The 23,286-nt window shown below is 72.8% G+C and carries 24 protein-coding genes; 10 read left to right on the top strand and 14 right to left on the bottom strand.

Annotated features, from left to right (window positions below; genetic code table 11):
• Positions 1 to 5: 5 nt before the first annotated feature.
• The gene (locus NS184_RS05825; protein ID WP_058725196.1) at positions 6 to 695 is read left to right on the top strand and encodes a metal-dependent transcriptional regulator; all 690 of its coding nucleotides are present in this window, start codon (positions 6 to 8) and stop codon (positions 693 to 695) included.
• Positions 696 to 866: 171 nt separating this feature from the next.
• Here NS184_RS05825 and NS184_RS05820 read toward each other — a convergent pair whose 3' ends face one another.
• Complete coding sequence (locus NS184_RS05820; protein WP_242862979.1) at positions 867 to 2,159, bottom strand: sodium:proton exchanger; 1,293 nt, start codon at positions 2,157 to 2,159, stop codon at positions 867 to 869.
• Positions 2,160 to 2,522: 363 nt separating this feature from the next.
• Positions 2,523 to 3,167: a HEAT repeat domain-containing protein gene (locus NS184_RS05815; RefSeq protein ID WP_058725195.1), complete on the bottom strand. Its 645-nt coding sequence runs from the start codon at positions 3,165 to 3,167 to the stop codon at positions 2,523 to 2,525.
• Positions 3,168 to 3,279: 112 nt separating this feature from the next.
• On the opposite strand from NS184_RS05815, the gene NS184_RS05810 reads away from it, so the two are divergent.
• Complete coding sequence (locus tag NS184_RS05810) at positions 3,280 to 4,233, top strand: aldo/keto reductase (RefSeq protein ID WP_058725194.1); 954 nt, start codon at positions 3,280 to 3,282, stop codon at positions 4,231 to 4,233.
• A 363-nt stretch (positions 4,234 to 4,596) separates the two neighbouring features.
• Here the strand turns inward: NS184_RS05810 and NS184_RS18235 are convergent, their stop codons facing one another.
• Together NS184_RS18235 and pyrE are read right to left on the bottom strand one after the other, a co-directional pair.
• Positions 4,597 to 6,885 carry a septum formation family protein gene (locus NS184_RS18235; protein WP_058725193.1) on the bottom strand — a complete coding sequence of 763 codons (2,289 nt, stop codon included), beginning with the start codon at positions 6,883 to 6,885 and terminating at the stop codon, positions 4,597 to 4,599.
• The gene (gene pyrE / locus NS184_RS05800) at positions 6,882 to 7,433 is read right to left on the bottom strand and encodes an orotate phosphoribosyltransferase (RefSeq protein WP_058725192.1); all 552 of its coding nucleotides are present in this window, start codon (positions 7,431 to 7,433) and stop codon (positions 6,882 to 6,884) included. The genes NS184_RS18235 and pyrE overlap by 4 nt, the downstream gene beginning before the upstream one ends.
• Before the next feature lie 88 nt (positions 7,434 to 7,521).
• Here pyrE and NS184_RS05795 point away from each other — a divergent pair, with 88 nt between their 5' ends.
• Entirely contained in the window at positions 7,522 to 9,180 is a 1,659-nt protein-coding gene (locus NS184_RS05795) for a hypothetical protein (RefSeq protein ID WP_058725191.1), read from the top strand.
• An 83-nt stretch (positions 9,181 to 9,263) separates the two neighbouring features.
• Positions 9,264 to 10,616 (top strand): M23 family metallopeptidase, encoded by a 1,353-nt coding sequence (locus NS184_RS05790; RefSeq protein ID WP_058725190.1) that lies wholly within the window; start codon positions 9,264 to 9,266, stop codon positions 10,614 to 10,616.
• 255 nt (positions 10,617 to 10,871) lie between these two features.
• On the opposite strand, the gene NS184_RS05785 is transcribed toward NS184_RS05790, so the two are convergent.
• Genes NS184_RS05785 through NS184_RS05765 form a run of 5 tightly spaced genes read right to left on the bottom strand, consistent with a single transcriptional unit; the run spans position 10,872 to position 13,105 of the window.
• The gene (locus NS184_RS05785) at positions 10,872 to 11,480 is read right to left on the bottom strand and encodes a hypothetical protein (RefSeq protein ID WP_058725189.1); all 609 of its coding nucleotides are present in this window, start codon (positions 11,478 to 11,480) and stop codon (positions 10,872 to 10,874) included.
• Positions 11,477 to 12,109 (bottom strand): hypothetical protein, encoded by a 633-nt coding sequence (locus tag NS184_RS05780; RefSeq protein WP_058725188.1) that lies wholly within the window; start codon positions 12,107 to 12,109, stop codon positions 11,477 to 11,479. The genes NS184_RS05785 and NS184_RS05780 overlap by 4 nt, the downstream gene beginning before the upstream one ends.
• The gene (locus tag NS184_RS05775; RefSeq protein ID WP_058725187.1) at positions 12,106 to 12,477 is read right to left on the bottom strand and encodes a hypothetical protein; all 372 of its coding nucleotides are present in this window, start codon (positions 12,475 to 12,477) and stop codon (positions 12,106 to 12,108) included. Before NS184_RS05775 ends, NS184_RS05780 begins: the two co-directional genes overlap by 4 nt.
• Positions 12,474 to 12,665, bottom strand: a complete 192-nt coding sequence (locus tag NS184_RS05770) for a DUF2273 domain-containing protein (RefSeq protein ID WP_058725186.1) — start codon at positions 12,663 to 12,665, stop codon at positions 12,474 to 12,476. Before NS184_RS05770 ends, NS184_RS05775 begins: the two co-directional genes overlap by 4 nt.
• The gene (locus NS184_RS05765; RefSeq protein WP_058725221.1) at positions 12,662 to 13,105 is read right to left on the bottom strand and encodes an Asp23/Gls24 family envelope stress response protein; all 444 of its coding nucleotides are present in this window, start codon (positions 13,103 to 13,105) and stop codon (positions 12,662 to 12,664) included. Before NS184_RS05765 ends, NS184_RS05770 begins: the two co-directional genes overlap by 4 nt.
• Before the next feature lie 77 nt (positions 13,106 to 13,182).
• Here NS184_RS05765 and NS184_RS05760 point away from each other — a divergent pair, with 77 nt between their 5' ends.
• The gene (locus NS184_RS05760) at positions 13,183 to 14,019 is read left to right on the top strand and encodes an exodeoxyribonuclease III (protein WP_058725185.1); all 837 of its coding nucleotides are present in this window, start codon (positions 13,183 to 13,185) and stop codon (positions 14,017 to 14,019) included.
• Between the two features lie 184 nt (positions 14,020 to 14,203).
• On the opposite strand, the gene NS184_RS05755 is transcribed toward NS184_RS05760, so the two are convergent.
• Positions 14,204 to 15,127, bottom strand: a complete 924-nt coding sequence (locus tag NS184_RS05755; protein WP_058725184.1) for an AEC family transporter — start codon at positions 15,125 to 15,127, stop codon at positions 14,204 to 14,206.
• Between the two features lie 81 nt (positions 15,128 to 15,208).
• Between NS184_RS05755 and NS184_RS05750 the strand changes: the two genes are divergently transcribed.
• The 3 genes from NS184_RS05750 to NS184_RS05740 all read left to right on the top strand — a co-directional run bounded on the left by NS184_RS05750 (position 15,209) and on the right by NS184_RS05740 (position 17,179).
• Positions 15,209 to 15,796, top strand: coding sequence for a nitroreductase family protein (locus tag NS184_RS05750; protein ID WP_058725183.1), 588 nt, complete (start codon positions 15,209 to 15,211; stop codon positions 15,794 to 15,796).
• A gap of 64 nt (positions 15,797 to 15,860) precedes the next feature.
• On the top strand, positions 15,861 to 16,274 hold the full coding sequence (locus tag NS184_RS05745; protein ID WP_083513486.1) for an acyl-CoA thioesterase: 414 nt from the start codon (positions 15,861 to 15,863) through the stop codon (positions 16,272 to 16,274).
• A gap of 146 nt (positions 16,275 to 16,420) precedes the next feature.
• The gene (locus NS184_RS05740) at positions 16,421 to 17,179 is read left to right on the top strand and encodes an HAD-IIB family hydrolase (RefSeq protein WP_058725182.1); all 759 of its coding nucleotides are present in this window, start codon (positions 16,421 to 16,423) and stop codon (positions 17,177 to 17,179) included.
• An 80-nt stretch (positions 17,180 to 17,259) separates the two neighbouring features.
• On the opposite strand, the gene NS184_RS05735 is transcribed toward NS184_RS05740, so the two are convergent.
• A complete protein-coding gene (locus NS184_RS05735; protein WP_058725181.1) occupies positions 17,260 to 17,883 on the bottom strand; it encodes a phosphoribosylanthranilate isomerase in 624 nt (207 codons plus the stop codon).
• A gap of 43 nt (positions 17,884 to 17,926) precedes the next feature.
• Complete coding sequence (locus NS184_RS05730) at positions 17,927 to 18,979, bottom strand: serine/threonine-protein kinase (protein WP_058725180.1); 1,053 nt, start codon at positions 18,977 to 18,979, stop codon at positions 17,927 to 17,929.
• A gap of 193 nt (positions 18,980 to 19,172) precedes the next feature.
• Here NS184_RS05730 and NS184_RS05725 point away from each other — a divergent pair, with 193 nt between their 5' ends.
• A complete protein-coding gene (locus NS184_RS05725; protein ID WP_058725179.1) occupies positions 19,173 to 19,376 on the top strand; it encodes a DUF2945 domain-containing protein in 204 nt (67 codons plus the stop codon).
• A 17-nt stretch (positions 19,377 to 19,393) separates the two neighbouring features.
• Here NS184_RS05725 and NS184_RS05720 read toward each other — a convergent pair whose 3' ends face one another.
• The gene (locus tag NS184_RS05720; protein ID WP_058725178.1) at positions 19,394 to 20,089 is read right to left on the bottom strand and encodes a DedA family protein; all 696 of its coding nucleotides are present in this window, start codon (positions 20,087 to 20,089) and stop codon (positions 19,394 to 19,396) included.
• Positions 20,090 to 20,140: 51 nt separating this feature from the next.
• A complete protein-coding gene (locus NS184_RS05715; protein WP_193750403.1) occupies positions 20,141 to 21,283 on the bottom strand; it encodes an ROK family transcriptional regulator in 1,143 nt (380 codons plus the stop codon).
• Positions 21,284 to 21,333: 50 nt separating this feature from the next.
• Here NS184_RS05715 and NS184_RS05710 point away from each other — a divergent pair, with 50 nt between their 5' ends.
• Positions 21,334 to 23,037 carry a beta-N-acetylhexosaminidase gene (locus NS184_RS05710; protein ID WP_058725176.1) on the top strand — a complete coding sequence of 568 codons (1,704 nt, stop codon included), beginning with the start codon at positions 21,334 to 21,336 and terminating at the stop codon, positions 23,035 to 23,037.
• Positions 23,038 to 23,286 lie beyond the last annotated feature (249 nt).

The raw sequence follows: 23,286 nt of genomic DNA, 5'->3' as shown, positions 1-23,286 counted from the left end.
GACGCATGCGGCTTCCCTCCCTCAGCACCATGGCCGAGGACTACGTGAAGCTGATCTGGAAGGCGGGCGAGCGCGGCGGTGCCGGTCTGGCGACGCGGGACATCGCGGCGGCGCTCCGCGTCTCGGCCTCCACCGTTTCGGGCAACCTCCGGAAGCTCGACCGTGACGGCCTCATCGAGCACACGCCGTACTACGGCGTCGTCCTCACGCCGCTCGGGCAGCAGGTCGCGGTGGCGATGGTCCGCCGACACCGGCTGATCGAGACGTTCCTGGTGCAGCGGCTCGGGTACGGCTGGGACGAGGTGCACACCGAGGCCGAGGCACTCGAGCACGCGGTGTCGGAGACCTTCCTCGACCGCGTCGACGCCGACCTGGGGCACCCGACGCACGACCCCCACGGCGACCCGATCCCCCGCGCGGACGGCTCCGTGCCGGACTCCCCCGGGGCACTCCTCGGCAGCGTCGCCCCGGGGACGTGCGGCACGGTGGACCGGGTGTCCGACGACGACCCCTCGCTCCTGCGGTACTTCGACGAGCTCGGGGTCGCACTCGGGACGCACCTCCGGGTCGAGCAGGTCCGGGACTACGCGGGGGTCATCGCCGTCGCACGACGGTCATCCGACGGTTCGGAGTCCCTCGTCGACCTGCCGGCAGCGGCCGCGACCGCCATCTGGCTCGCTCCCGACGACGACTGACGCCCGGCCCGGCCGTCCCGATCTGCTCTTCTCCGGTCCTCGAGGTTCCCGCATCCTGGCATCTCGGCAACTGCCAGGCGGCCCCGTGGAACCTCGACGACTGAGCGACGGCGAGTCGTGGAACCTCGGGCGGACGGCACGCCGGCTCCACGATCGCCCGGGGCGCCCGCGTCAGCCGCGCGCGTCCGCCGACTGTCGCCGGAACGGCGCGGCCAGCGTCGGCGCGATCTCCCGGCGGTTGATCCAGAAGACGACGACCGCCGCGACGAGGTGCACGATGCTGAGCACCCACCGCCCGCTCGTGTCCGTCACCACGAACTGGACCGCGAAGAGCGCCACGAGCGCGATCGCCGACCACCGGTGGAACCGCAGCGCGATGATGATCGCCACGCCGAGCACGGTCTGCGAGGCGGTGAGCATGAACTCCTCGACCTGCCGACCGTCGAGCGGCAACCCACCCGTGGTCCCGCCGCCGAGCACGTGCGCGATCGGCAGCGATCCGACGAGCAGCGACCACTGGTTCACCTTCGAGGCGATGAGCGTCCCGATCGCCGCGCCGCCCATCCCGCGCAGGGCGAAGAGCGCGGCGACGATGAACTCGGGCGCCTCGGTCGCGAGCGGGGCGAGCCACTGGACGAGGAAGTAGCTGTCGATGCCGAGCGCGCTCCCGGAGGACACCAGCGCCTCGGCGAACGGCTCCGCCGACGACAGGATGACGGCCGCGGCCACGACGAACAGCGCGACGATGGTCCACCGGCGCGCACGCTGCGGCATCGAGGCGATGTTGCCCGCCATGCCGACCATCTCCTCGTCGTCGCCGTCACCGTCGGCGACCTTCGACGCGCGCCACAGGTAGGCGACGAAGGCGGCGAGGAGCACGAACCCGTACCACAGCGGGATCGATCCGAACAGCGGGATGAGGAACGCCACGATCGCCAGGAGCGCGAGGAAGCCGATGTCGAGCCGGGACGACTGCTCCAGCTGCAGCACCCGCGTGGCCGAGGCAGGCAACGAGCCCGCGCGCACGTACCGCCGGGCGACGAGGAGCGAGACGATCACGACGAGTGGCCAGCCGAAGCCGAGCAGCAGCCGGTTCGACCCGGTCATGTTGGCGGCGGCGAACTGCTCGAACGCGGGATCGGAGCCGGAGCGGAACGCGTAGAACAGGTCGACGGCGTACTCGGGCAGCACGGCGATGAGCGCGAGGATCGCGATGGCGAGCGCGCCTGCGATGTCCTTCTGCGCGGCCTCGGCGGCCCACGCGAGCAGGAACGACGCTGCGACGACCGCACCGCCGAAGACGAGCAGGTCGACGACGGGGTTCGGTGCGGAGCCGGTCAGCCGGAAGACCACGGCGGGCAGCGCGATCACGATGCAGATCGCGACGCGCCCCCAGGCGCTGCGGCCCATGCGGGCGGGCGGTGCGTCGGCGTCGACGACGCGGACGGGTGAGGTGTCGATCACAGGGTGGTCCCTTGGTCGGGCCGCACCGATCGCGCAGGGGTGGGGAGCGCTTCGGCACGACAGAACGGCCGAAGGTCTCGCTCGCCCGCCGGGTGGGACCGGCAGGTGGTGCACCGGGCCGATCATCGTGATGGCCAGTGTGTCGATGCACGCGCTGGGAGCTACTCCCCTTCGACACCCACCCTGGCCGGTGTCGCTCCCGACACGCAAGCCGATCCGGGGGTTTCGAGATGCCGAATCCGCAGGTTCCGTCACCCGCCCAGCGCTGGCGCGGACGGCCTGGAGGCGCGTGGCGGCGCCGCCTCGCGCCTCCAGGCCGTCGTCCGGTCGCGTCGACGGGGGCCGCACTCGCCGCAGGTCGGGTCAGCCCGAGGCGCGCTTGCTGCGTCCCAGCGCCATCTCGCGTCGTGCGCGCTCCAGCGCGAGCGAGGACGCAGCGTCCGGGTCGTGGAGCAGCCGCTCGGTCTCGGCGACGTGCTCGCGCACCGGCTCGCCGCGGCGCGCGGCGGCGTCCGCGAGGACCGGCGCGACGACGTCCTCGCCGAGGGACACCAAGGCCCGACTGAGGGCCAGACGACGGTCGCGGTCACCCTCGCCGAGCTCGAGGGCGAGGCGTCGAGCCAGGGCAGGACGCTCCTCGTCCGGTGCCAGCACGGCGGCGGCACGCCAGGCGGTCCGTCGGACACCGGGGTCGTCGTCGCCGATGCGCTCGGCGACCTCGGGGTACACGGACCCGTCGCGGATCTTCGAGAGGGTGTGCAGTGCCTGCGACCGCGCCTGGGCCTCCGGACGGTCGAGCTCGGACACGAGCCGCGGCACGACGAGGTCCGCGGGCAGCCGGACGAGCGACCAGGTCAGGGCCTCGCGGACCTGCAGGTCGGGGTCGACCGCACACTGCTCCAGGAGGACGTCGAGGTCGTCCGGGTCCGCCGTGGTCCCGGCCGCCATCACGGCGCGGAGGCGCACGGAGGAGCGGGGGTCGGTGAGGTGGTCGGTCAGCGTGGGCATCCCCTCATGCAACACCGCGAAGCCTCTGGTCGGGCGACAGGGAGCCGGGCATAGCGTGGGAGGGTCGCGGCCGTCGTCGTCGCCGCGGCGTCCCGACCACGAAAGGACCACCATGCCCCGCATCGGTACCAGCGACCTCACCGTGTTCCCCCTCGCCCTCGGCGGCAACGTGTTCGGCTGGACGGCCGACGAGCAGACCTCGCACCGGGTCCTCGACACGTACGCGGGCGCCGGCGGCGACTTCGTGGACTCCGCCGACGTCTACTCCGCGTGGGCGCCCGGCAACAGCGGCGGGGAGTCCGAGCGGGTCATCGGGTCGTGGCTCCGCGCCTCGGGCAAGCGCGACGACGTCGTCATCGCGACCAAGGTGTCGCAGCACCCGGAGTTCCAGGGCCTCTCGGCGTCGAACGTCGCTGCGGCTGCCCGCGCCAGCCTCGAGCGGCTCGGCACCGATCGGATCGACCTGTACTACGCGCACTTCGACGACGAGTCGACCCCGCTCGAGGAGACCGTGCGGTCGTTCGACCAGCTCGTCCGCGAGGGCCTCGTCCGGTACACCGCGATCTCGAACTACTCGCGGGAGCGCGCCGAGGAGTGGATCCGGATCGCGGACGAGAACGGGCTCGCGAAGCCGGTCGCGATCCAGCCGCACTACAACCTGGTGACGCGGGAGCCGTACGAGTCGGACATCGCGCCGCTCGCCGCCGCCGAGCACCTCGGGGTGGTGCCGTACTTCGCCCTCGCCGCGGGGTTCCTCACCGGGAAGTACCGCACGCAGGAGGACTTCGCCGGGAAGGACCGCGAGGGGCAGGTGTCGGGCTACTTCTCGGACGAGGGCCTCGCGGTCGTCGATGCCCTCGACACGATCTCCCGGGAGCACCACGTGGAGATCGCGACCGTGGCCCTGGCGTGGCTCCAGGCACAGCCCGACGTGGTCGCGCCGATCGCCAGCGCGCGGAACACCGACCAGCTGCCGGCACTGCTCGCATCTGCGGAGCTCGAGCTCAGCGCCGAGGAGCTGCGCACCCTGTCGGACGCGTCCGCGAAGGTGCACGCGGCGAGCTGAGTCGGCCCCGGCTGCCGCCGCCCGCACCGCCGCCCGCGCCGGGCCGCCGCAGAACGACGTCGCCGCTGTCGTACGACGACGGCGACGTCGTTCGTTGCGCCCGCGAGCACCAGGCGCCAGCATGCAGCGACACCCTCGCTGTCGTACGACGACGGCGACGTCGTTCGTTGCGCCCGCGAGTACCAGGCGCCAGCATGGAACGACACCCTCGCTGTCGCACGACGTCGGAACGGTCGTTCGACGACGACGGCATCCCGCGTTCGGGCCCGCGTCCGCGTTCACGTCCGCACGCGCTCCCCGCCCCGCACGCACCACCGGCGCGCGGCCGTGGCCGGATGGCCCGGTACGCGTCGCCGCCTCGACCTACGCCGTCGGCGCGAGCGACCCCGTGAGCTCCTGCCCCGACGACCGCGTGACGAAGCACGAGATGAACGTGTCGCCCTGCTGCCACGAGGACTCGTCGGGCGCGTAGGTCCCCTGGACCTGCACGTCCCCGACCGAGCCGGCCGCGGCCGTGTCCAACGCCGTCGAGGTCTGGCACTGCTCTCCGGCCTGCGCCGCGAGTGCGTCCGCCCCCGGGTAGGCGTCCGCCTGGACGGGCAGCCGCGCGGTGAGCTGCGCTGCGTGCGGTGCCGCGCAGTCGACGACCGTGAAGGTCTGCGCCCACGCGTTCGTGAACGGCGAGAGGCACTCCCCGCCTGCGAGGTCGGTCCACGCGTGCTCGCCGGGCGCAGCGGGCGTGGTGGCGAACTGCAGCCCGGGGGCCGCCTCCGCGGGGTCGGACGCTGCAGCCGGGGCCGAGGGCGTGGTCGACGGCGACGCGGATTGCGCAGCGGCGGTCGGCGACTTCGTGGGCGGCACGAGGTGGTCGGCGACCGTGTTGCCCATGATCCACCTCGCGAAGAGGAACACGAGGACGAGCAGCACGACGATGAGGACGACCGCGCCGCCGATGAGGAGCTGCTTGCCGCGCGTGCCCTCGCCCTGCAGCTTCGCGAACTGCTGGTTGATGATCCCCTGCTGCGACGGCGACGGGGTCGGGGCACCCGGTGTGCGGGCGGCCGACGCACCCGTGGTCGCAGACGACTGCACCGCCGGCATCATCGCCGTGCCCGTGTCGTGCGGGTCGTAGCCCGTCGTGCCGAGCTGGTCGACGGCGGCGGTCCCGAAGAGGTCCTTGATCGCGCTCGTGTCGCTCGTCTCGCGGTCGGTCCACTCGGACTGGTCGATGTCCTCCGGCCGCACTGCTCCGGCAGCAGGCGCGGTGGTCGCGACCGGCTCGGGATCCGGTCGGTCCTCCGGGGCGGACAGGAGCCCGTCGAAGTCCTGCCCGACCGCGGGCGGGAGGTGTGCCGGGTACGACTCCGGCGTCGGCTCCACCAGCGGCGGGGCGGCGGTCGGCGGCACGGCGTCGTCCGGCTCGGACCACCACGGCGTCGCGGTCGCGGAGCGCGGCGGCTCGAAGGCGACGGTCGGGGTCTCCTCGGCGTCGTCGGAGAGCGACCAGCTGGTCGGGGCGGACCGTGCTGGCCCGGACTCGGCAGGTGCGGGCGCGGACTCGGCAGGTGCGGGCGCGGGCTCGGCAGGCGACGGCCCGGTCGGGGTGCCCGGCCGCGTCGGTTCGACCGGGAGGCCCGTGGCCGCGTCCGGTACGGACAGTCGCGTCGTCGGGGCGTCCGGCTCGGTCTCCGTCGGCGCGGCGGCCAGCGCCTCGGAGGCCACCGCCCCGGCAGCAGCCCCTGCAGCAACGCCCCCAGCAGCGGCCGGGAACCCGGCCCCGGCGGTGGGGACCTCGCCCGTGACGACCTCGTCCTCCTCCTCGGCCTCGTCCGCGAGCGTCCAGGACCCGGTGGCGAGCCCGGTCGTGTCGAACGCGGTCGTGTCGTACGCCTCGGACGTCAGCGTCGTGGGGACCTCGCCCGTCTCGTCGTCGTGCACGGCCCAGTCGAAGGGGCGGTCCGGCCCGGGAGCCCCGTCGTCAGGGCCCGGCTGCACCCGCAGCAGGTCGGTGAAGCTCGGCGGTTCGTCGGCGGAGGGCAGCGCGTCCTCGACACCGATCGGCTGGCGGGCCATCGGCTCGCCGACGGTCACCGCCCCCGTCCCGGTGCCGGTCGCACGGCCGAGCCAGTCGACGTCGTCGCGGCCGGTCCCGGTGGGGTCGGTCCGGCGGCGTTCCTCGTCGAGCGCACGCGCCTCGGCGGCGCGGGCGTCCCGGTTCGTCTGCGCGGTCGGGAGCTGGATCGAACTCGGGTGCGCCTGCTGCGAGGGCGCCCGGAGCTCCTCGGGCATCGAGATCGCCTGAGTGGGTGCGTCGTCCTCGGTGCCGTCCGCTCCCTCGTCGGCCGGAGTCGTGTCCGCTCCCTCGTCGGCCTGGGTCGTCTCCGCGTCGGAGGAGTCCTCCGCGGGCGCCGTGAACGGCTCGGGCAGCGGCGCACCGGTCTCCTGCGCGGCCTTGATGGCCTCGCGACGCTCCCGTCGGGACGGCCACTCGTCGGCCGAGCGGGGAGCGCCGAAGATGTCCGCGGCACTGCGGAGACCGTGGAACGGAGCGTCCGTGTCCGACGCACGCCGTGCCTCCAGGCCGTCGTCCCCGTCTGCGGGGCCGGCGGTGTCCTCGGGGCGTCGCGCGTCGTCCGGACGCTCCCCGGTCACGCGGACAACCCCAGGTCGGCCAACCCGATGGCGGCGTAGTAGGGGTACCCGGCGGCCTCGATCTTCTCCTTGGCGCCGGTGTCGCGGTCGACCACGACGGCCACCGCGGCGATGATCGCACCCTCGCGCTCGAGCGCCTCGGCCGCCTTGAGCGGCGAGCCGCCCGTCGTGGAGGTGTCCTCGAGCACGATGACGCGCTTCCCGCGGACGTCGGGGCCCTCGACCTGGCGGCCGCGACCGTGGTCCTTCGGCTCCTTGCGGACGACGAACGCGTCGTAGGTGAGGCCGCGGGCGGCGGCCTGGTGCAGCACGGCGCTCGCGATCGGGTCGGCGCCCATCGTGAGGCCACCGACGGCGGCGACGTCCGGCACCTCGGCGATGAGGTCGGTCATCACCTGTCCGATGAGGGGTGCGACGCGGTGGTCGAGGCTCACCTTCCGCAGGTCGATGTAGTACGACGCCTGCTTCCCGCTGGTCAGGGTGAAGTCGCCGTGGAACACGGCATCGGCCGTGATGTGGTCGATCAGCTGGGCGCGCACGTCAGTCACAGCGCACCAGAGTAGCCGGTCGGGGTGGTCGGGCGCTGCTGTCCACCTGGGCGGCGCGCACCGAGGCGCGCTCGGTACGCTCCGGAGCATGTCCCGCTCCGCACCGTCGCCAGCCGTCGAGGGGGCGCGGGCGGCGAGCGGCGGCAGGTGGGTCGCGGTCGGCCGGGAGGCACTGGGCGCCCTGGTCGCGCTGGCCCTGTCCGTCATCGCGTTGCGCCACGTCGTCGCCACCCCGCGGGTCGCGCTGCTCTGGTACGACGGCGACTCGGTGCTCCTCCCGTTGGTCCGGCGCTCGCTCGACGCCGGTCAACCGTTCGAGTGGGCGATGTCCCCCGCGCTGTTCTTCTTCCCCGAGCTGCCGGTCTACCTGCTCTGCTCGGTGGTGACGGCGACCCCGCAGCAGGCGCTCGCGCTCAACGGCGTGCTCGTGCTCCTCGCCGTGTACGCGCTGCTCCGCGCTGCGGCGAACGAGCTCATGCCCTCGGCCGGACGCCCGGCGCGGATCGCGGTGTCGGGGCTGGCGCTCGCGTTCGTCACGGCGCTCGTCCTCACCGAGTCGACCGCGACGGCGACGTCGCTCGAACTCGCGTCCCTGCTCCTGACGACCACCTACTACTACGGCGCCGTCCTGGCGATGCTCGGCACCGCGGTGCTCGTGCTCCGAGCAGTGCGGACCGGACGGGCGTCCGTGGCGGTCCTCGTCACGCTCGGCCTCGTCGCGGCGCTGACGACCGCGTCGAACCCGCTGTACGTCCCGTGGTCGGCCGGCCCGGTCGTCGTGACGCTCGGGCTGCTCGCACTCGCACGCCGGGTGCCGTGGCGGCCGGCCGGCCTGCTCGGCGGGGTGCTGGTCGTCGGCTCCGTGGTCGGGTACCTCGTGCGGATCCCGCTGCGCCGGTTCGTGTCGCTCGACCCGTCGACGTACGTGCACCCCTCGCAGGCGGGCAGCACGCTCGCGTTCTTCGCGCAGCTCACCGACGACCGGGCCGCGACCGCGGCGGGCGACGCCGGACTCCTGCTGCTCTTCGTCGGGGTGCTGCTCGCGGTCGGCGGCACCGTCTGGGCGTGGCGGGTCCGGACCTCCCGGACGGTGCTCGCCGCCACGGTGCTGCCGCTCGTGACCGTGGTCGCGGTGTCCGTCGGGGTCGTGGTCGCCGGGTCCGAGACCCCGCGGTACCTCGAGCCGATCGTGACCGCACCGCTCCTGGCGTTCATCGCGGTCGCCGAACTCGCCCGGACAGCAGTCCGCGCGACCCGGGTCCACCGACCGTCGCGGGCGGTCCGTACGGTGCTCGCGATCGGTGCGGCGGCCGTCCTCGTCGCGGGGGTCGCGACCGCCCCGGGGACCGTCCGGGCCGTGGCGGAGGCCCGCTACTCGGCCGCCGGCTGCCTCGACCGCTGGGCCGGCGGCCGCGACGTCACCGGGGTCGGACAGTTCTGGACCGTGCGGCCGCTCGCGACCTACGCGGCGCCGAACGTCGAGCTGCTGCAGGTCCGCGACACGTTCGACACCTACCCGTGGCTGGTCGACCTGGGCGCCTACCGCGGGGCCAGGCCGACGTTCGTGGTCATCGGCTCCGGGGACGTGTGGACCCGGGCCGTGGAGGACTCGCTCGGCGCTCCGGCGTCGATCACGCACTGCACGGGCTTCGACGTCTACGACTACGCGGGGACCGCCGGCGCGGCCGTCCTCCGCGAGCGGGTGGTGCAGAGCGCCGAGCAGACCCTGCGCGACCGGGGCTTCTGAGCTCCGCCCCGTCCTGCGGTGTTCCGTCCACAGCGGCGCGCCCGCGACCCGATCTGCCTGTACGGATGTATAGGCTTCCCCCTGTGACCCGCGCCACCAGCCACAGACCCCGCCGCCCGGCCCTCCCGCTCCGCCTCGCCGTCACCGGTCTGGCGCTCGCGGGACTCGTCGGCTCGGTCGTGCTGGACGCCCCGGTGGCGCAGGCGAAGACGTACCCGTCATGGGACGACGTCCTCGCAGCCCGCGGCAAGGAGTCCGAGAAGCAGACGCAGATCACGAAGATCCGCGGCATCATCGACGGCCTGTCCGACGACCTCGAGGAAGCCCAGGCCGAGGCGCAGCGCCTCGGTGACGAGTTCGCGAAGGCGCAGTCCGCGGCGCAACGACAGGCCGAGACGGAACGGCGGCTCCGCGCCGAAGCCGACGAGCACGCCGAGACCGCCGAGCAGAGCGCAGCGCAGGCCGGCCAGCTCGCCGCGCAGATGGCACGCTCCGGCGGCGCGGACGTCACCGCGTCCGTGGTCGGGAGCAGCGAGGACGCTTCCGACCTCCTCTACAACCTCGGCGCGCTCAGCAAGCTGTCCGAGCAGGCCGAACGCGTCGAGGCCGCTGCCTCCGCGGACGCCTCGGTCGCGAGGTCCCTCACCGCGCAGGCCGACCGCGCGGCCAAGAAGCTCGACGAACTCGCGGACGAGGCGCAGGAGCGGATGGACGTCGCGCAGGCCGCGTCCGACAAGGTCCAGGCGGCGTACGACGAGCAGCAGTCGAACAAGGCCCGACTCGACGCCCAGCTCGCGACCCTGACGTCGGGTCGCGTCCGGTCCGAGAAGGAGTTCGCGAAGGGCGAGGCGATCCGCAAGGCGGCGGAGGAGAAGGCGGCGCGTGAAGCCGCCGCCCGTGCCGCCGCTGCCGCCGCAGCTGCGGCCGCCGCGGCGAACAGCGGCGGCGGCTCGTCCGGTGGCGGCTCTGGTTCCTCGGGCAGCTCGAGCGGTGGGTCCTCCGGTGGCTCGGTCGGATCAGGCTCGGGCACCGGCTGGGTCCGCCCGGCGAGCGGTGGCATCACGAGTCCGTACGGCTACCGTGTGCACCCGATCCACGGCGGCGTCATCTTCCACGACGGCGTCGACCTCGGCAGCCCGTGCTCGTCGGCCATCGTGGCGGCGGCTGCCGGGACGGTCGAGTACGTCGGCTGGTACGGCGGCTACGGCAACTACGTGCGGATCGCCCACGCCGGCGGGATCACGACCGCGTACGGCCACATCGTGAACGGCGGCTTCCGGGTGTCGCCCGGGCAGCGGGTCTCGGCCGGGCAGCTCATCGCACTCGTGGGCTCCACGGGGAACTCGACCGGCTGCCACTCGCACATCGAGGTCCACACGGGCGGCGCCACGATCGACCCCGTGCCGTTCCTCCGCGCCCGCGGCGTCGGCATCTAGCACCGCGGGCCCGCCGCGACGCGTTCGCGTTCGCGTTCGCGTTCGCGCGCTCGCGTTCGCATTCGCGCGCTCGCGTTCGCATTCGCATTCGCGTGCTCGCACTCGCGCTCGCAATCGCGCGCTCGCACAAGCAAAGGCACTTCGAACCGCGCGCATCCGCGGTTCGAAGTGCCTTTGGTTGTGCGCCAGCAATCCGCGCCGGCACCGACGCCGCACCTGCGCCGGCCCCCGCGCCGGACCGCTCCGCACCGCTCCTCAGTGCACGCGGTCCGGCTTCCCTGACCCGGCGCCCCCGCGGGCGATCTCGAGCAGGACCGGCAGCTGCTCGCCGAGCAGCGTGTCGAGGTCCGCCACGATCCCCTCGACCCGCTCGGTGACCTCACGCGGCCCGGCCCCGCGACGGGGACGCACCTTGATCCGGACGGCACGACGACCGCGCACCCGGTAGACGTCCACGGCGAGCGAAGCCACCTGCGGCAGGCCGCCGATCGCCGACGAGAGCGCGTGCTGCACTGCTGCGGCCTCGATCCGGACCGAACCCGCGACACCGTCCGCACCAGGGTCGGCGGCGCCGTCGTCCTGCACGACCGTGCCCGTCCGGCCACCACCGAGCGTGCTGAGCACCACGAGGGCGAGCACCCCGACCACGACCGCGGAACCGAGGACCGCCGTCCACGCGACGAGCGATGCGTCCTGAGTGGCTCGCGCACCGAGGTCGGCCAGGCCCGGTCGTGCGAGGTCGTGCCAGACCCCGGCGGCGACCGGGACGGTCTGCACCAGGACGGCTCCGGCGCCCGCGAGGAGCAGCACGAGCCCGACGAGGACGAGGGCGATTCGTCCGACGACGCGGTTCGTGGCGTTCACCCGTCCACCCTCCCGGTCGGTTGCACGCGGACGTGCGGCGTCACCGTGGGCTGGGCCGCGACGGCGTCGAGCTCCCGCTGCACGGCCTCGGTGGCGTCGATCACGGGCACGTCGACGCCGGCGGCAGGGCGCAGCACCACGTCGACCGTCCGGCGGCCCACGGTGCCGACGGCCGCGTCCGGGCCGAGACGGGTGGCGGAACGGGCCGCACGGGCAGCGGCGGACGCGAGCACCTCGTCGTCGACGACCACCGCGAGCCGATCGGACGGCAGGGTGTGCCGGGGCCGTCGCTGCGGCAGGAGTCCGCGGAGCAGGAAGACCAACCCGACGACGGCAACGATCGCGCCGATGGTCACCACGACGGTCGTGTCGAGACCGGCAGGGGCCCGCACCGCCGTGTCGACGACCGCTCGGGGATCGACGCCGAGGACGCGCTGACCGAGGAGGACGACGGCGGCCGCGAACACGACCGCAGCGGCGAGCAGGACGGTGAGCAGCATCGCGACGACGACGGTGCCCGAGCGCGACGCCGAGGTCTCGCGGCGGAGGACCCGTCGGTACACCCGCTCGATCTCCGGAGACGGGTCGTCGGTCCCACGGTTCGGGTCAGCGCCCGGCGCGGCGCTCACCGCACCCTCCTCGGCACGTCGACGACCGACGATGCGTACGTCACGTCCACACGGTCGACCTGCCGCCCGGTGATCGCGTGCAGCCGCTCGGCGATCGTGCCGCGAGCGCGATGAGCGGAGCGGAGCACCGGCTCGGAAGGGACGTTCCCGGTACCCAGCGCGGGCACGACGAGCGGGGCTGTGATCTCGACCGCGAGCGAGCCGTGCCCGTCGTCGGCGACCCGGGCACGGACCTCCCGGAACGGCGCGCGGAGCGCTTCGGAGGCGACCGCCTGCGCGGTGTGGACGATCGCGGCGGGACCGATGCGGTCCCACCCGGGCACGATGCCGCCGCTGCCGGGACCACCGGCCACGACGGCGGCGCTCACGACGAGCTCCGGCGTCCGCGCAGCACGTCGACGAGTCGCCGCACGTCGAGGTCACCGCTGACGATCCGGCCGACGAGGGCGCCGACGAGCATGAAGACGGCGACGACGACGAACGCCCAGAAGCCGAGCGTCACGGCGACGATCGCGAGGACCGCTCCGACGCCAGCCCCGACGACGGTGCCGTTCATCGCACGCGACCCTCGGAGTCCTCGGTCGCGGCCGGCAGCCCCGGGATCTCGACGTCGTTGATCGCGACGTTGACCTCGGTGACCTCGAGCCCGACGAGGTCGGTGACCGCGGTGGTCACGGCCGCGCGGACCGCGGAGGCGACCTCCATCATCGGCACCGGGTACTCGACGACGATCGTGACGTCGACCGCCGCCTGCGTCTCGCCCACCTCGACGCGGACGCCCTGCCCGAGGTCGCTCGACCCGATGGCGTCCCGGATCGCCCCGAACGCGCGAGCTGCGTTGCCGCCCAAGGCGTGCACGCCGGGGACGTCGCGGGCGGCGATGCCGGCGACCTTCGCCACGACGGCGTCGTCGATGAGGGTCTTGCCCTTGGTGGTCACCTGCGTCGTCGTGGTCCCGGTGGTGGTCCCGTCGACGCGGTTCGTGGTCGATGCCATGAGGGTCTCCGATCTGATCCGGTGGTGCACCCCAGCGAACACCATCCCACCGGGGAGGGACCGGTAGGTTCGGACCCATGCGCGTGGCGACCTGGAACGTGAACTCCGTCCGGACCCGAGTGGGGCGGATCGTCGACTGGCTGGTCCGCGAGGACGTCGACGTCCTCGGCATGCAGGAGATCAAGTGCAAGCCCGAGCAGTTCCCGACCGAGGCGTTCGAAGCCGCCGGCTACCAGGTCGAGGCGCACGGGCTGAACCAGTGGAACGGCGTCGCCTTCGCCAGCCGGCTGCCGATGGAGGACGTCACACGGGACTTCCCCGGCCAGCCGGGCTTCCTCAAGGGGCACGAGGGGCCGGACCTCCCGGTCGAGGCCCGAGCGATCGGCGTGACGGTCGACGGTGTCCGGCTCTGGAGCCTCTACGTGCCGAACGGCCGTGAACTCGGCGATCCGCACTACACGTACAAGCTCGACTGGCTGGCCCAGCTCGCCGACCGCACGTCGGAGTGGCTCACCGAGGACCCGCAGCTGCCGCTCGCACTGATGGGCGACTGGAACGTGGCGCCGCTCGACCAGGACGTCTGGGACATGGCGGTGTTCGAGGGGGCGACCCACGTCAGCGAGCCGGAACGCGCGGCGTTCCGGGCGTTCGAGGAGCGGGGGCTGCAGGACGTGGTCCGCCCGATCGTCCCCGACGGCTACACCTACTGGGACTACAAGTCCCTCCGCTTCCCGCGCAACGAGGGCATGCGCATCGACTTCGTCCTCGGCTCGCAGGCGTTCGCGGACGTCGTCACCGACGCCGCGATCCACCGCAACGAGCGGAAGGGCGACGCCCCGAGCGACCACGTGCCCGTGACGGTCGACCTCGACCTCGACACCTCGCTCGACGACGACCGCCCGATGATCTTCTGACGCTCGCGGCGTCGCGAGCGCACTCGGCGTCGCGAACGCCCGCGGCGTCGCGAGCGCCCGTCCGCTCGCGCGCACCGAGCGCGTCGCGAGCGCCCACCCGTTGGCGACCCAGCGCCGGCCTGGAGGCACGGTGCGGGCCCGACCCGCGCCTCCAGGCCGTCGACGGGTCACGCCGGGCAGCGCGCTACGGGTGCAGCAGTGCCGCGATCGCCACGAGCACCGGCACCGACCCGACGGTCGAGACGAGCACGACGTCCCGCGCCACCGGCACGGCGGCGCCGTAGCGCTGCGCGTAGTTGAAGACGTTCTGCGCCGACGGCAGCGCACCGAGCGTGGTGAGGACGAAGACGTCCTGCGCGCCGACTCCGAACACGAACCGGGCGAGCACGAACGCCACCGCCGGCATCACCACGAGCTTGATCGCGGACGCCACGACGACGTCGGTCCGGATCGCCGGGTCACGCAGCGGTGTGGCCCCGTGCAGGCTCATCCCGAACGACAGCAGCACCACGGGCACCGCCGCGGCCCCGACGAGCGAGAACGGCTCGAGCACGGGCGCGGGCAGCTCGACGCGCAGCGCACTGAACACCAGCCCGACGAGCGAGGCGATGATGATCGGGTTCCGGAACGGCCCGGCGATCCGGCGCCCGAGGCTGCCCGAGCCGGCGGTCGCGGTGTCGAGGACCGTCAGGGCGATGGGCGCGAGGACGATGAGCTGCAGCAGGATCACCGGGACGACGGCGGTGGCCTGACCGAGGACGTACACGGCGACCGGCAGGCCGATGTTGTTCGCGTTGACGTAACTCGACGCCAGGGCGCCCACCGTCGTCGTCGTGAGGGGCCGCCGGAGCACCACGCGGAACACGATCGCCGCTCCGAGCGCCACCACGAGCGCGCTGAGGAGGGACACCCAGAGCACCGGCGAGAGCAGGGCGGCGATGTCGGCCGTCGCGATGGTGTGGAACAGCAGGCACGGCATGAGCACGAAGAACGCAAGCCGGCTCATCACGAACTGGGCGTGCGGACCGAGCAGGCCGGTGCGCCCCACGATGTACCCGGCGGCGATGATCGCGCCGATGATCGCGAACCCGGTCAAGACGCCACCCATCCCGTCCATCCTGGCACCTCGGCTTCATGTGACGTCGTTCAGCCCGGAAATGCGAACGCATCGAATACCGTTGAGGGCACCATGACCTCGCAGACGCTCACCCGCTCGACCGACTCCAGCCAGCCCCTCGTGCCGCTCCTCGAGGAGCGGTGGAGCCCGCGTTCCTACGACGAGACCGCGACCATCGACGACGCCGCCTTCGACGCGGTCCTCGAGGCCGCACGCTGGGCGGCCTCGGCGATGAACCACCAGCCGCGTCGCTTCATCGCAGGCCGCCGTGGCACCGAGACGTTCCGGAAGATCAACGAGAACCTGCTCGGCTTCAACGCCGCGTGGGCGTTCCGTGCCAGCGCCCTCGTCGTCGGCGTGCTCGAGACCGTGACCGAGGACGGCGAGGAGCGCCCGTTCGCGCAGTACGACCTCGGCCAGTCGCTCGCCGCGCTGACCGTGCAGGCGCACGCCGAGGGCCTGCACGTGCACCAGATGGCGGGCATCGACGCAGCGGGCCTCCGCGCCGCGTTCGACCTGCCGGAGCGCTTCCTGCCCTACACCGTGACGGCGATCGGGACCGTCGCCGACCCGTCGCAGCTCGACGACAAGGCTGCCGAGCGCGAGGTCGCGCCGCGCACGCGTCTGCCGCTCGACGAGGTCGTCCTCGTCAAGGAGTAGTCCGCAGCGGGTCACACCGACGGCCGGGTCCCGACGGGGCCCGGTCGTCGTAGCATGTACGGACATGCAGAACGAGATGAACTTCTACACCCGCAAGTGGGTCCGCCCCGAGGACCTCAACGCCAACGGCACGCTGTTCGGCGGCAGCCTCCTGCGCTGGATCGACGAGGAGGCCGCAGTCTACGCGATCATCCAGCTCGGCAACGGCAAGGTCGTGACGAAGTACATGTCCGAGATCGTCTTCGTGTCGTCCGCGCGCGAGGGCGACATCGTCGAGATCGGTCTCGTCGCCACCCGCTTCGGCCGGACCTCACTCACGATGCGGGCCGAGGCGCGGAACCTCTTCACGCACCGCAGCATCCTGACCATCGACGAGGTCGTCTTCGTCAACCTCGACGAGGACGGCAACCCGGCGCCGCACGGCTACACGGACATCACCTACGCGCGCGACCGCGTGCCCGCGACGCACCGGGCCTGACGCGGCAGCCCTCGCGTCGCCGACGCGGCAGCCCTCGCGCCGCCGACGCGGCAGCCTCCGCGCCGCCGTCGCGGTGCTCCGCATCGGAACCGCACCGCTCCCCGCACGGACCGTTCGTCCGGTTCGGCTCTGGCAGGATCGGTGCCATGACCACGCCCCGCCTCGTCGCCTTCGACCTGGACGACACCCTCGCCCCGTCGAAGTCGCCGCTCGACCCCCGCATGCTCGAGACCTTCGCCTCCCTGCTCGAGGTCGTGCCGGTCGCCGTGATCTCCGGGGGCAACTTCCACCAGTTCGAGCAGCAGCTCGTCACGCCGCTCCGGCACCGCGACGGCCTGACGCTCGACGACCTCCACCTCCTGCCGACGTGCGGCACCCGGTACTACCGCTGGCACGACGACGACTGGGCCCTGCAGTACGCCGAGGACCTCACGGACGACCAGAAGGCCCGCGCCCTCGCCGCCGTCGAGGAGCAGGCGAAGCAGGCCGGGTACTGGGAGGAACAGACCTGGGGTGACATCCTCGAGGACCGCGGCTCGCAGATCACGTTCTCGGCCCTCGGCCAGGCGGCTCCGGTGGACGTGAAGAAGCAGTGGGACCCGACGGGCGAGAAGAAGGACCACCTGCGCCGCCTCGTGCAGGAACGCCTCCCGGACCTCGAGGTCCGCTCGGGTGGTTCCACGAGCATCGACATCACCCGCAAGGGCATCGACAAGGCGTACGGCATGCGGCGCCTCGCCGAGCTCACGGGCATCGCGCTCGACGACATGCTGTTCGTCGGTGACCGCCTCGACCCCGAGGGCAACGACTACCCGGTGAAGGCCCTGGGCGTTCCCTGCCACGCGGTGGAGGGCTGGGAGGACACCGATGCGTTCCTGACGGAGCTGATCCCGACCCTGCGCTGACGCGCGCCGAGACGGACGGGAGGCCCGTGGCGGGTCCGCCACGGGCCTCCCGTCCGTCCACCTGGTCGCCGCGCGCGGCGTCAGGGGATGCTGCGGACCGCCTCGACGAACGCGCGGATCTTCGCGGTGTCCTTGACGCCGCGCTCGGACTCGACACCGCTCGACACGTCGACGCCGTCCGGGTCGAGCGCCTCGACCGCCGCCACGACGTTCGCCGGCGTGAGCCCGCCCGCGAGGATCCAGGCCTCGTCCACCTTGCCCGCGATCGTGGCCGGATCGACGAGCCGACCGCTGCCCGGCACCGCGGCGTCGAGCAGCAGGAGGTCGTGGTCGAACGCGGCACGCTGCTCGGGCGTCTCGCGCAGGTAGTCCTCGGTGCTGACCGCCCGGATCGTGAAGAAGCCGGCGTCACGCGCGCGGGCGAAGTCCGAGGCGGACTCCCCGCCGTGCAGCTGGAGCGTGGTCAGGCCCACCGCGGAGGCGATGCCGACGACCTCGTCGATCTGCTGGTCGCGGAACACCCCGACGGCGTCGATGCCCTCGGGCACCCGCTCGACGAGTTCCTTGGCGAGGTCGGCCGTCACCGTGCGAGGGCTGCCGGCGGCGAACACGAACCCGACCGCGTCGGCGCCGGCGTCCACGGCGGCGTCCACCGTCTCGGGGGTGGAGAGGCCGCAGATCTTGATCCAGCGCTGATCGGTCATGCCGTCCATCCTGCCAGGGCGCACAGACGCGGTCGCACCCGGTTCAGTGCAGCATGCCCGCCAGGTAGGACGCCCCGCACGCGGCGAGGAGTCCGAACACCGCGAACCCGCCGAGCAGCACGTTCCGTCGACGCCACCGCTTCACCAAGTCGAACGTGCCCCGCTTGGCGTGTCGGTGTGCCGCACGGTGCAGCTTGTGCGCCCGCAGGTGCTTCTCACGGTCGGGCCCCAGCGGCACCGGGCCGGTGATCTGCGTCGAACCACCGCGCAGCGCGTTCGCGACGGCCACCGCGGTCGGGCGACGCTCGGGGTCCCGCGCCGTCATGCGCTCGAGGAGGTCGCGCCACTCCGACGCGATGCCGTCCGGGACCTCCGGGTCGCGGCGGAGTCTGGCGAGGGCGGCCTCGATCAGGGTGCCGGAGTACTCCTGCTTGCCGGTGAGGGCCTCGAGCAGGACGAGTCCGAGCGAGTAGACGTCGGTTGCGAACCCGATCGGCTCGCCGGCGACCTGCTCCGGGCTGAGGTACGCCGCGGTCCCGATGATGGTGCCGTCGTTGGTCAGCCGCGAGCCGTCGACGAAGTGTGCGACGCCGAAGTCGGTGAGCTTCACCGTGCGTGCGAACCCCGATGAACCTTCGTCGCTGATGAGGATGTTCGCCGGCTTGACGTCCCGGTGGACGATCCCGCGCGAGTGCACGTACGCGAGCGCATCGGCGAGCTGCGCGCCGAGGTCGGCCACCTCGTAGTTGTGCAGCGCGCCCTCGGCGAGGCGGCGGAGCAGGGTCGTGTCGGCGATGAGCTCCATGACGATGAAGCGGTGCGGGCCGTCCTCGAAGTCGTGCGTGCCGGCGTCGTAGAGCGGGATCAGCCCGGGGTGCGAGAGCATGCTGAGCAGCCGGATCTCGCGCTCCTGGCGGACCCGGTCGGCGGTCGTCATGGTGTCCGGCGTCGCGAACAGCTTCACGGCGACGAGCCGGTACGTGTGCTCGTCGCGCGCCTCGTAGACGGTACCCATGCCACCGGTGCCGATGAGCCGGACGAGTCGGTAGCGGCCAGCGAGGACCGTCTCCGCCCGAGGGCTGTCCAGCAGGGTCATGTGCACGTCGTTCCGTCGGGAGTCGGGAGCAGCTGTTGCCTTCGGGTTGACTCACCCAGTACGGTACGCGCCCGCGGGCGATCCCGCGGTCTCGTTACGACATCGTGATGCCCCGTGCTTCCCTGTGTCCGCGCGGTTCGGCCGGTGTAGGCATGACCGAAACGGATGAGCGTTCACGCGCAAGGAGGACACGATGGCGCTGTCGAAGGGCGACGAGGTGCACTGGAACACCTCGCAGGGCAAGACGACCGGCAAGCTGGTCGAGAAGAAGACCAAGGACTTCACGTTCGACGGTCAGGACTTCAAGCCGGAGGACGACGACCCGTACTGGATCGTCGAGTCGGAGAAGTCGGGCAACAAGGCTGCCCACAAGGAGTCGGCCCTGAAGAAGGCCTGAACCGGGTCCCGCTCGGTTCAGTCGCCGGCCGGGGTGGCGCGGCGTCGCCCGCGCGCACCCTGTCCGGCGCGGGCTCGTCGGATCCGACGGACGACGAACGTCACCACGACGGCGGCGATGGCGACGTAGAGCACCCGGTCGATCCACTCGGTGTACTGCTCGACCTTGTCGTACTGCGTCCCGAACGCCGCTCCGAGCAGGACGAGCGCGCCGTTCCAGATCCCGCTCGCGATGATCGTGAAGACCGAGAACGTGCCGAGGTGCATCCGGTCCGCCCCCGCGGGCAGCGAGATGAGGCTGCGCACGATCGGCACGAAGCGCCCGAAGAACACCGCGCTCCTGCCGTGCCGGTGGAACCAGTCCGCGGCCTTGCGGAAGTCGTCCTCGTCGACGAGGGGCAGCCGACCGAGCAGGCGCACGGTCCGCTCGAAGCCGATGACCGCACCGAGCCAGTAGAGCACCAGCGCCCCGAGGTAGGACCCGAGCGTCGCAGCGACGAGCACCAGCACGAGGTTCATCTGCCCCGCTCCGGCGAGGAACCCGGCGAGCGGCAGGATGACCTCGGACGGGATCGGGGGGAAGACCGTCTCGACGAAGAGCATGAGCGCGACGCCCCATTCGCCGAGGGCGTCGATGAGCTGCAGGACGAGCCCGGAGAGCCCGCCCATCTCAGGATCAGCGGCAGCCACGGGGCGGGGCAGGGCAGTCGTCATCCGCCGATCATCCCTGAGCGGCCTGTCAGACTCCGGCGCGGGACCTGAGCGTCAGCCGAGGCCCATGTGGGAGGTCCGCACGTGCGTCAGGGATCGGGCGAGTGCCCCCCGTGCCACCGCGTCACGACCGACGGTCGACGGCACGACCTCGACCGGGTGCCGCAGCTCGGGCGTCACGAGGTCCTGCAGCGCTTCGGCGAAGACGTCCGCGGCGGGCAGGACCTCTCCCCCGACGACGACGATCTGCGGGTCGAGCGTCGTGACGAGCTGCACGACCCCGGGGACGACGTCCGCCGCGAAGGCCCGCACGACCTCGACCGCTGCCGCGTCACGGTGCCCGGCCGCCGTGAAGACCGACTCGAGGTCCGTGCCGGGCGCGATCCGGGCCTCCAGGCGGGCCGGAGCGGACGGCCAGCCGGTCGACGCGAGGCCACCCACCTCGCCCGCGGCGCCGCGCGCACCGCGCGCCAGTGACCCGCCGACGACGTAGGACGCACCGATCTGCCGACCCATGACCAGGTAGAGCGCGTCGTCGACGTCGCGGAACCGACCCCACATCGCCTCGGCGGTCGCCGCGAGCTTGGCGTCGTTGTCGAAGAAGGTCGCGGCACCGGGGAAGAGGTCCTGGATGCGGCCGGGCACCCGCGACTCCACCCACTGCGGCACCGCGACCGTGTAGTCGATCGCGCCCGAGCGGTCCACGACCGCCGGGACACCGAACGTCGCCGCGAGCACCCGATCCGGGTCGACGCCCTCCGTCAGCCGCTGCACGACGTCCTGCACGCTCGTCCAGGCCTGCTCGGCGCTGGTCAGGTCTGCGTAGCGCTCCTCGACCCGGGCGGTCGTCGCGCCTCGGAGGTCCGCCCGGAGCCCGACGATGCCGTGCAGTCCGAGGTCCACGCCGAGGACCGCTCCGGCCGACGCGTCGGCGGCGAACCGCTTGGCCCGCCGACCGGCCTTGTTCGGTGTGGCGATGGCCTCGGCCTCGGCCACCCACCCCTCGTCCACGAGGTCGGCGAGCGCCGCCTCGACCGTCGGGCGCGAGAGTCCGACCGTCCGGCTCAACTCCGTGACCGTCCGGGAGGCGTCCTCACGGAAGAGCTCGTCGAGGATCGCGCGCGAGTTGATCAGCCGCAGCACACCGGGGGTCGTCCCCACGACAGTGCTCGGGAGCGTTGACACGGTCTCTTCCACGGCCATAGCCTCCATATTACGAAAGACCATTGAGGAATGGTGGACCTGACATGCTCATCCCCCGCCCGCGCCGCGTCGAAGCGGGTTCCGGCGCCTTCACGATCACCGCCTCGACCCGCATCGCGGCCGACGACGACACCGCGTCGGTGCGACTGTACCTCCAGCAGACCCTCCGCGGCTCGACGGGCCTGCCGGTGCGGGACGCGGAACTCGACGAAGGGGCCGACGTCATCGCACTGCGGGTCGCTGGTGGTGCAGAACGCGCCGGGCTGCCCACCGGCCCCTCGACCGCCCCGGACGACCGGAGCGAAGCCTTCCGACTCACGGTCACGCCCCACCGGATCGAGGTCGTCGGTGGTTCGGCCGCCGGGGTGTTCTACGGCGTGCAGGCGCTGCTGCAGTCCCTGCCCGCCGACGTGTACCGGCACGGCCGCGTCGGGACGGGCCCGTGGACGGTCCCCGCGACGGTCGTCGAGGACGCTCCCGCCTTCGCCTGGCGGGGCGTGATGCTCGACGTCTGCCGGCACTTCCGGACGAAGCACGAGGTCATGCGGGTCGTCGACCAGCTCGCCGCGCACCGGATCAACCGCCTGCACTTCCACCTCACGGAAGACCAGGGGTGGCGCATCGAGATCCGGAAGTACCCGCGTCTGACCGAGGTCGGGTCGTGGCGACGCGAGTCCCAGGTCGGCGCGCACGTGGCGGACGCCGACGGGGTGCTCCGTCCCGCGGGGTTCGACGGCCGACCGCACGGCGGGTACTACACGCAGGACGACATCCGCGAGATCGTCGCCTACGCGGCCGACCGGTTCGTGACGGTCGTGCCCGAGGTCGAGACGCCCGGGCACGTCCGCGCCGCCCTCGCCGCGTACCCCGAGCTCGGCGTCCACCCGGACCGTCCGGTCGAGGTCTGGACGGAGTGGGGCATCGCCGACGACGTCCTCAACGCCGAGGAGTCCACGATCGCGTTCTTCCAGGACGTCCTCGACGAGGTCATCGACCTGTTCCCGAGCCCGTACATCGGCATCGGCGGCGACGAGTGCCCGAAGGTGCAGTGGGAGCAGGACCCCCGGACGCAGGAGCGCATGCGGGAGCTCGGTCTCGCCGACGAGGAGCAGCTGCAGGCGTGGATCATCGGCCGCCTGGCGGCACACGTCGGGTCCCGTGGGCGCCGGGCCTTCGGCTGGGACGAGATCCTCGAGGGCGGCACACTGTCCTCCTCCGCCACCGTGTTGTCGTGGCGCGGGCTCACGGGTGCGCGGACGGCCGCGAAGCGCGGACACGACGTCATCTCGTCCCCGGACGACCAGGCCTACCTCGACTACCGGCAGAGCGACCTCCCGACCGAGCCGATCCCGGTGTCGATCGTGCTGTCCGTCGACGACGTCTTCGCGTTCGACCCGGTGCCCTCGGGGCTGACCGACGCCGAACGTGCGCACGTCATCGGGGGCCAGGGCAACATGTGGACCGAGCACGTCGACACCGCCAGGAAGCTCGACTACCAGCTCTTCCCCCGGGTGGCGGCACTGTCCGAGGCGCTGTGGTCCGCCGACGTCGCAGGGCCACGGGACGTCGCGGAGTTCCGCGGACGCCTGGCCGAGCACACGGCACGGCTCGAGGCGATGGGGATCGAGTACCGGCACGAAGCCGGGCCGTTCCCGTGGGAGCAGCGGCCGGGCGTGCCCGGGCGACCGGCCTCGAGGGAGGAGCGTGCCGCCTACATCGACGCGGTGACGGCGAACATCGCGGAGTGAGCGCCGCGGTGGTGCCGCCAGGCCCCGGTTCGGCGGGGGCGACGAGGCGGCCCGGCTCGGCGCGAGCGGCGGCCCGGCACGGCTCGAGCGGCTCCGGCGCGGCGCGCTTGGTCGCACGACTTGCCGCTCACTTCCGCGCTGGTCGCACAACGTGTCGCCCGGCTGGCCGTCGAGCGACACGATTCGCGACCAACGCCGCCGACTCGCGCCCCGCGCACACCACGACCGACGGCGGACGGGAGGCACGGT

The organism is Curtobacterium luteum, from assembly GCF_001475545.1.
Lineage (GTDB): Bacteria > Actinomycetota > Actinomycetes > Actinomycetales > Microbacteriaceae > Curtobacterium > Curtobacterium luteum_A.
Note: the sequence above shows the minus strand (reverse complement) of the source record. Positions and strands in the feature narration are given on the sequence as shown.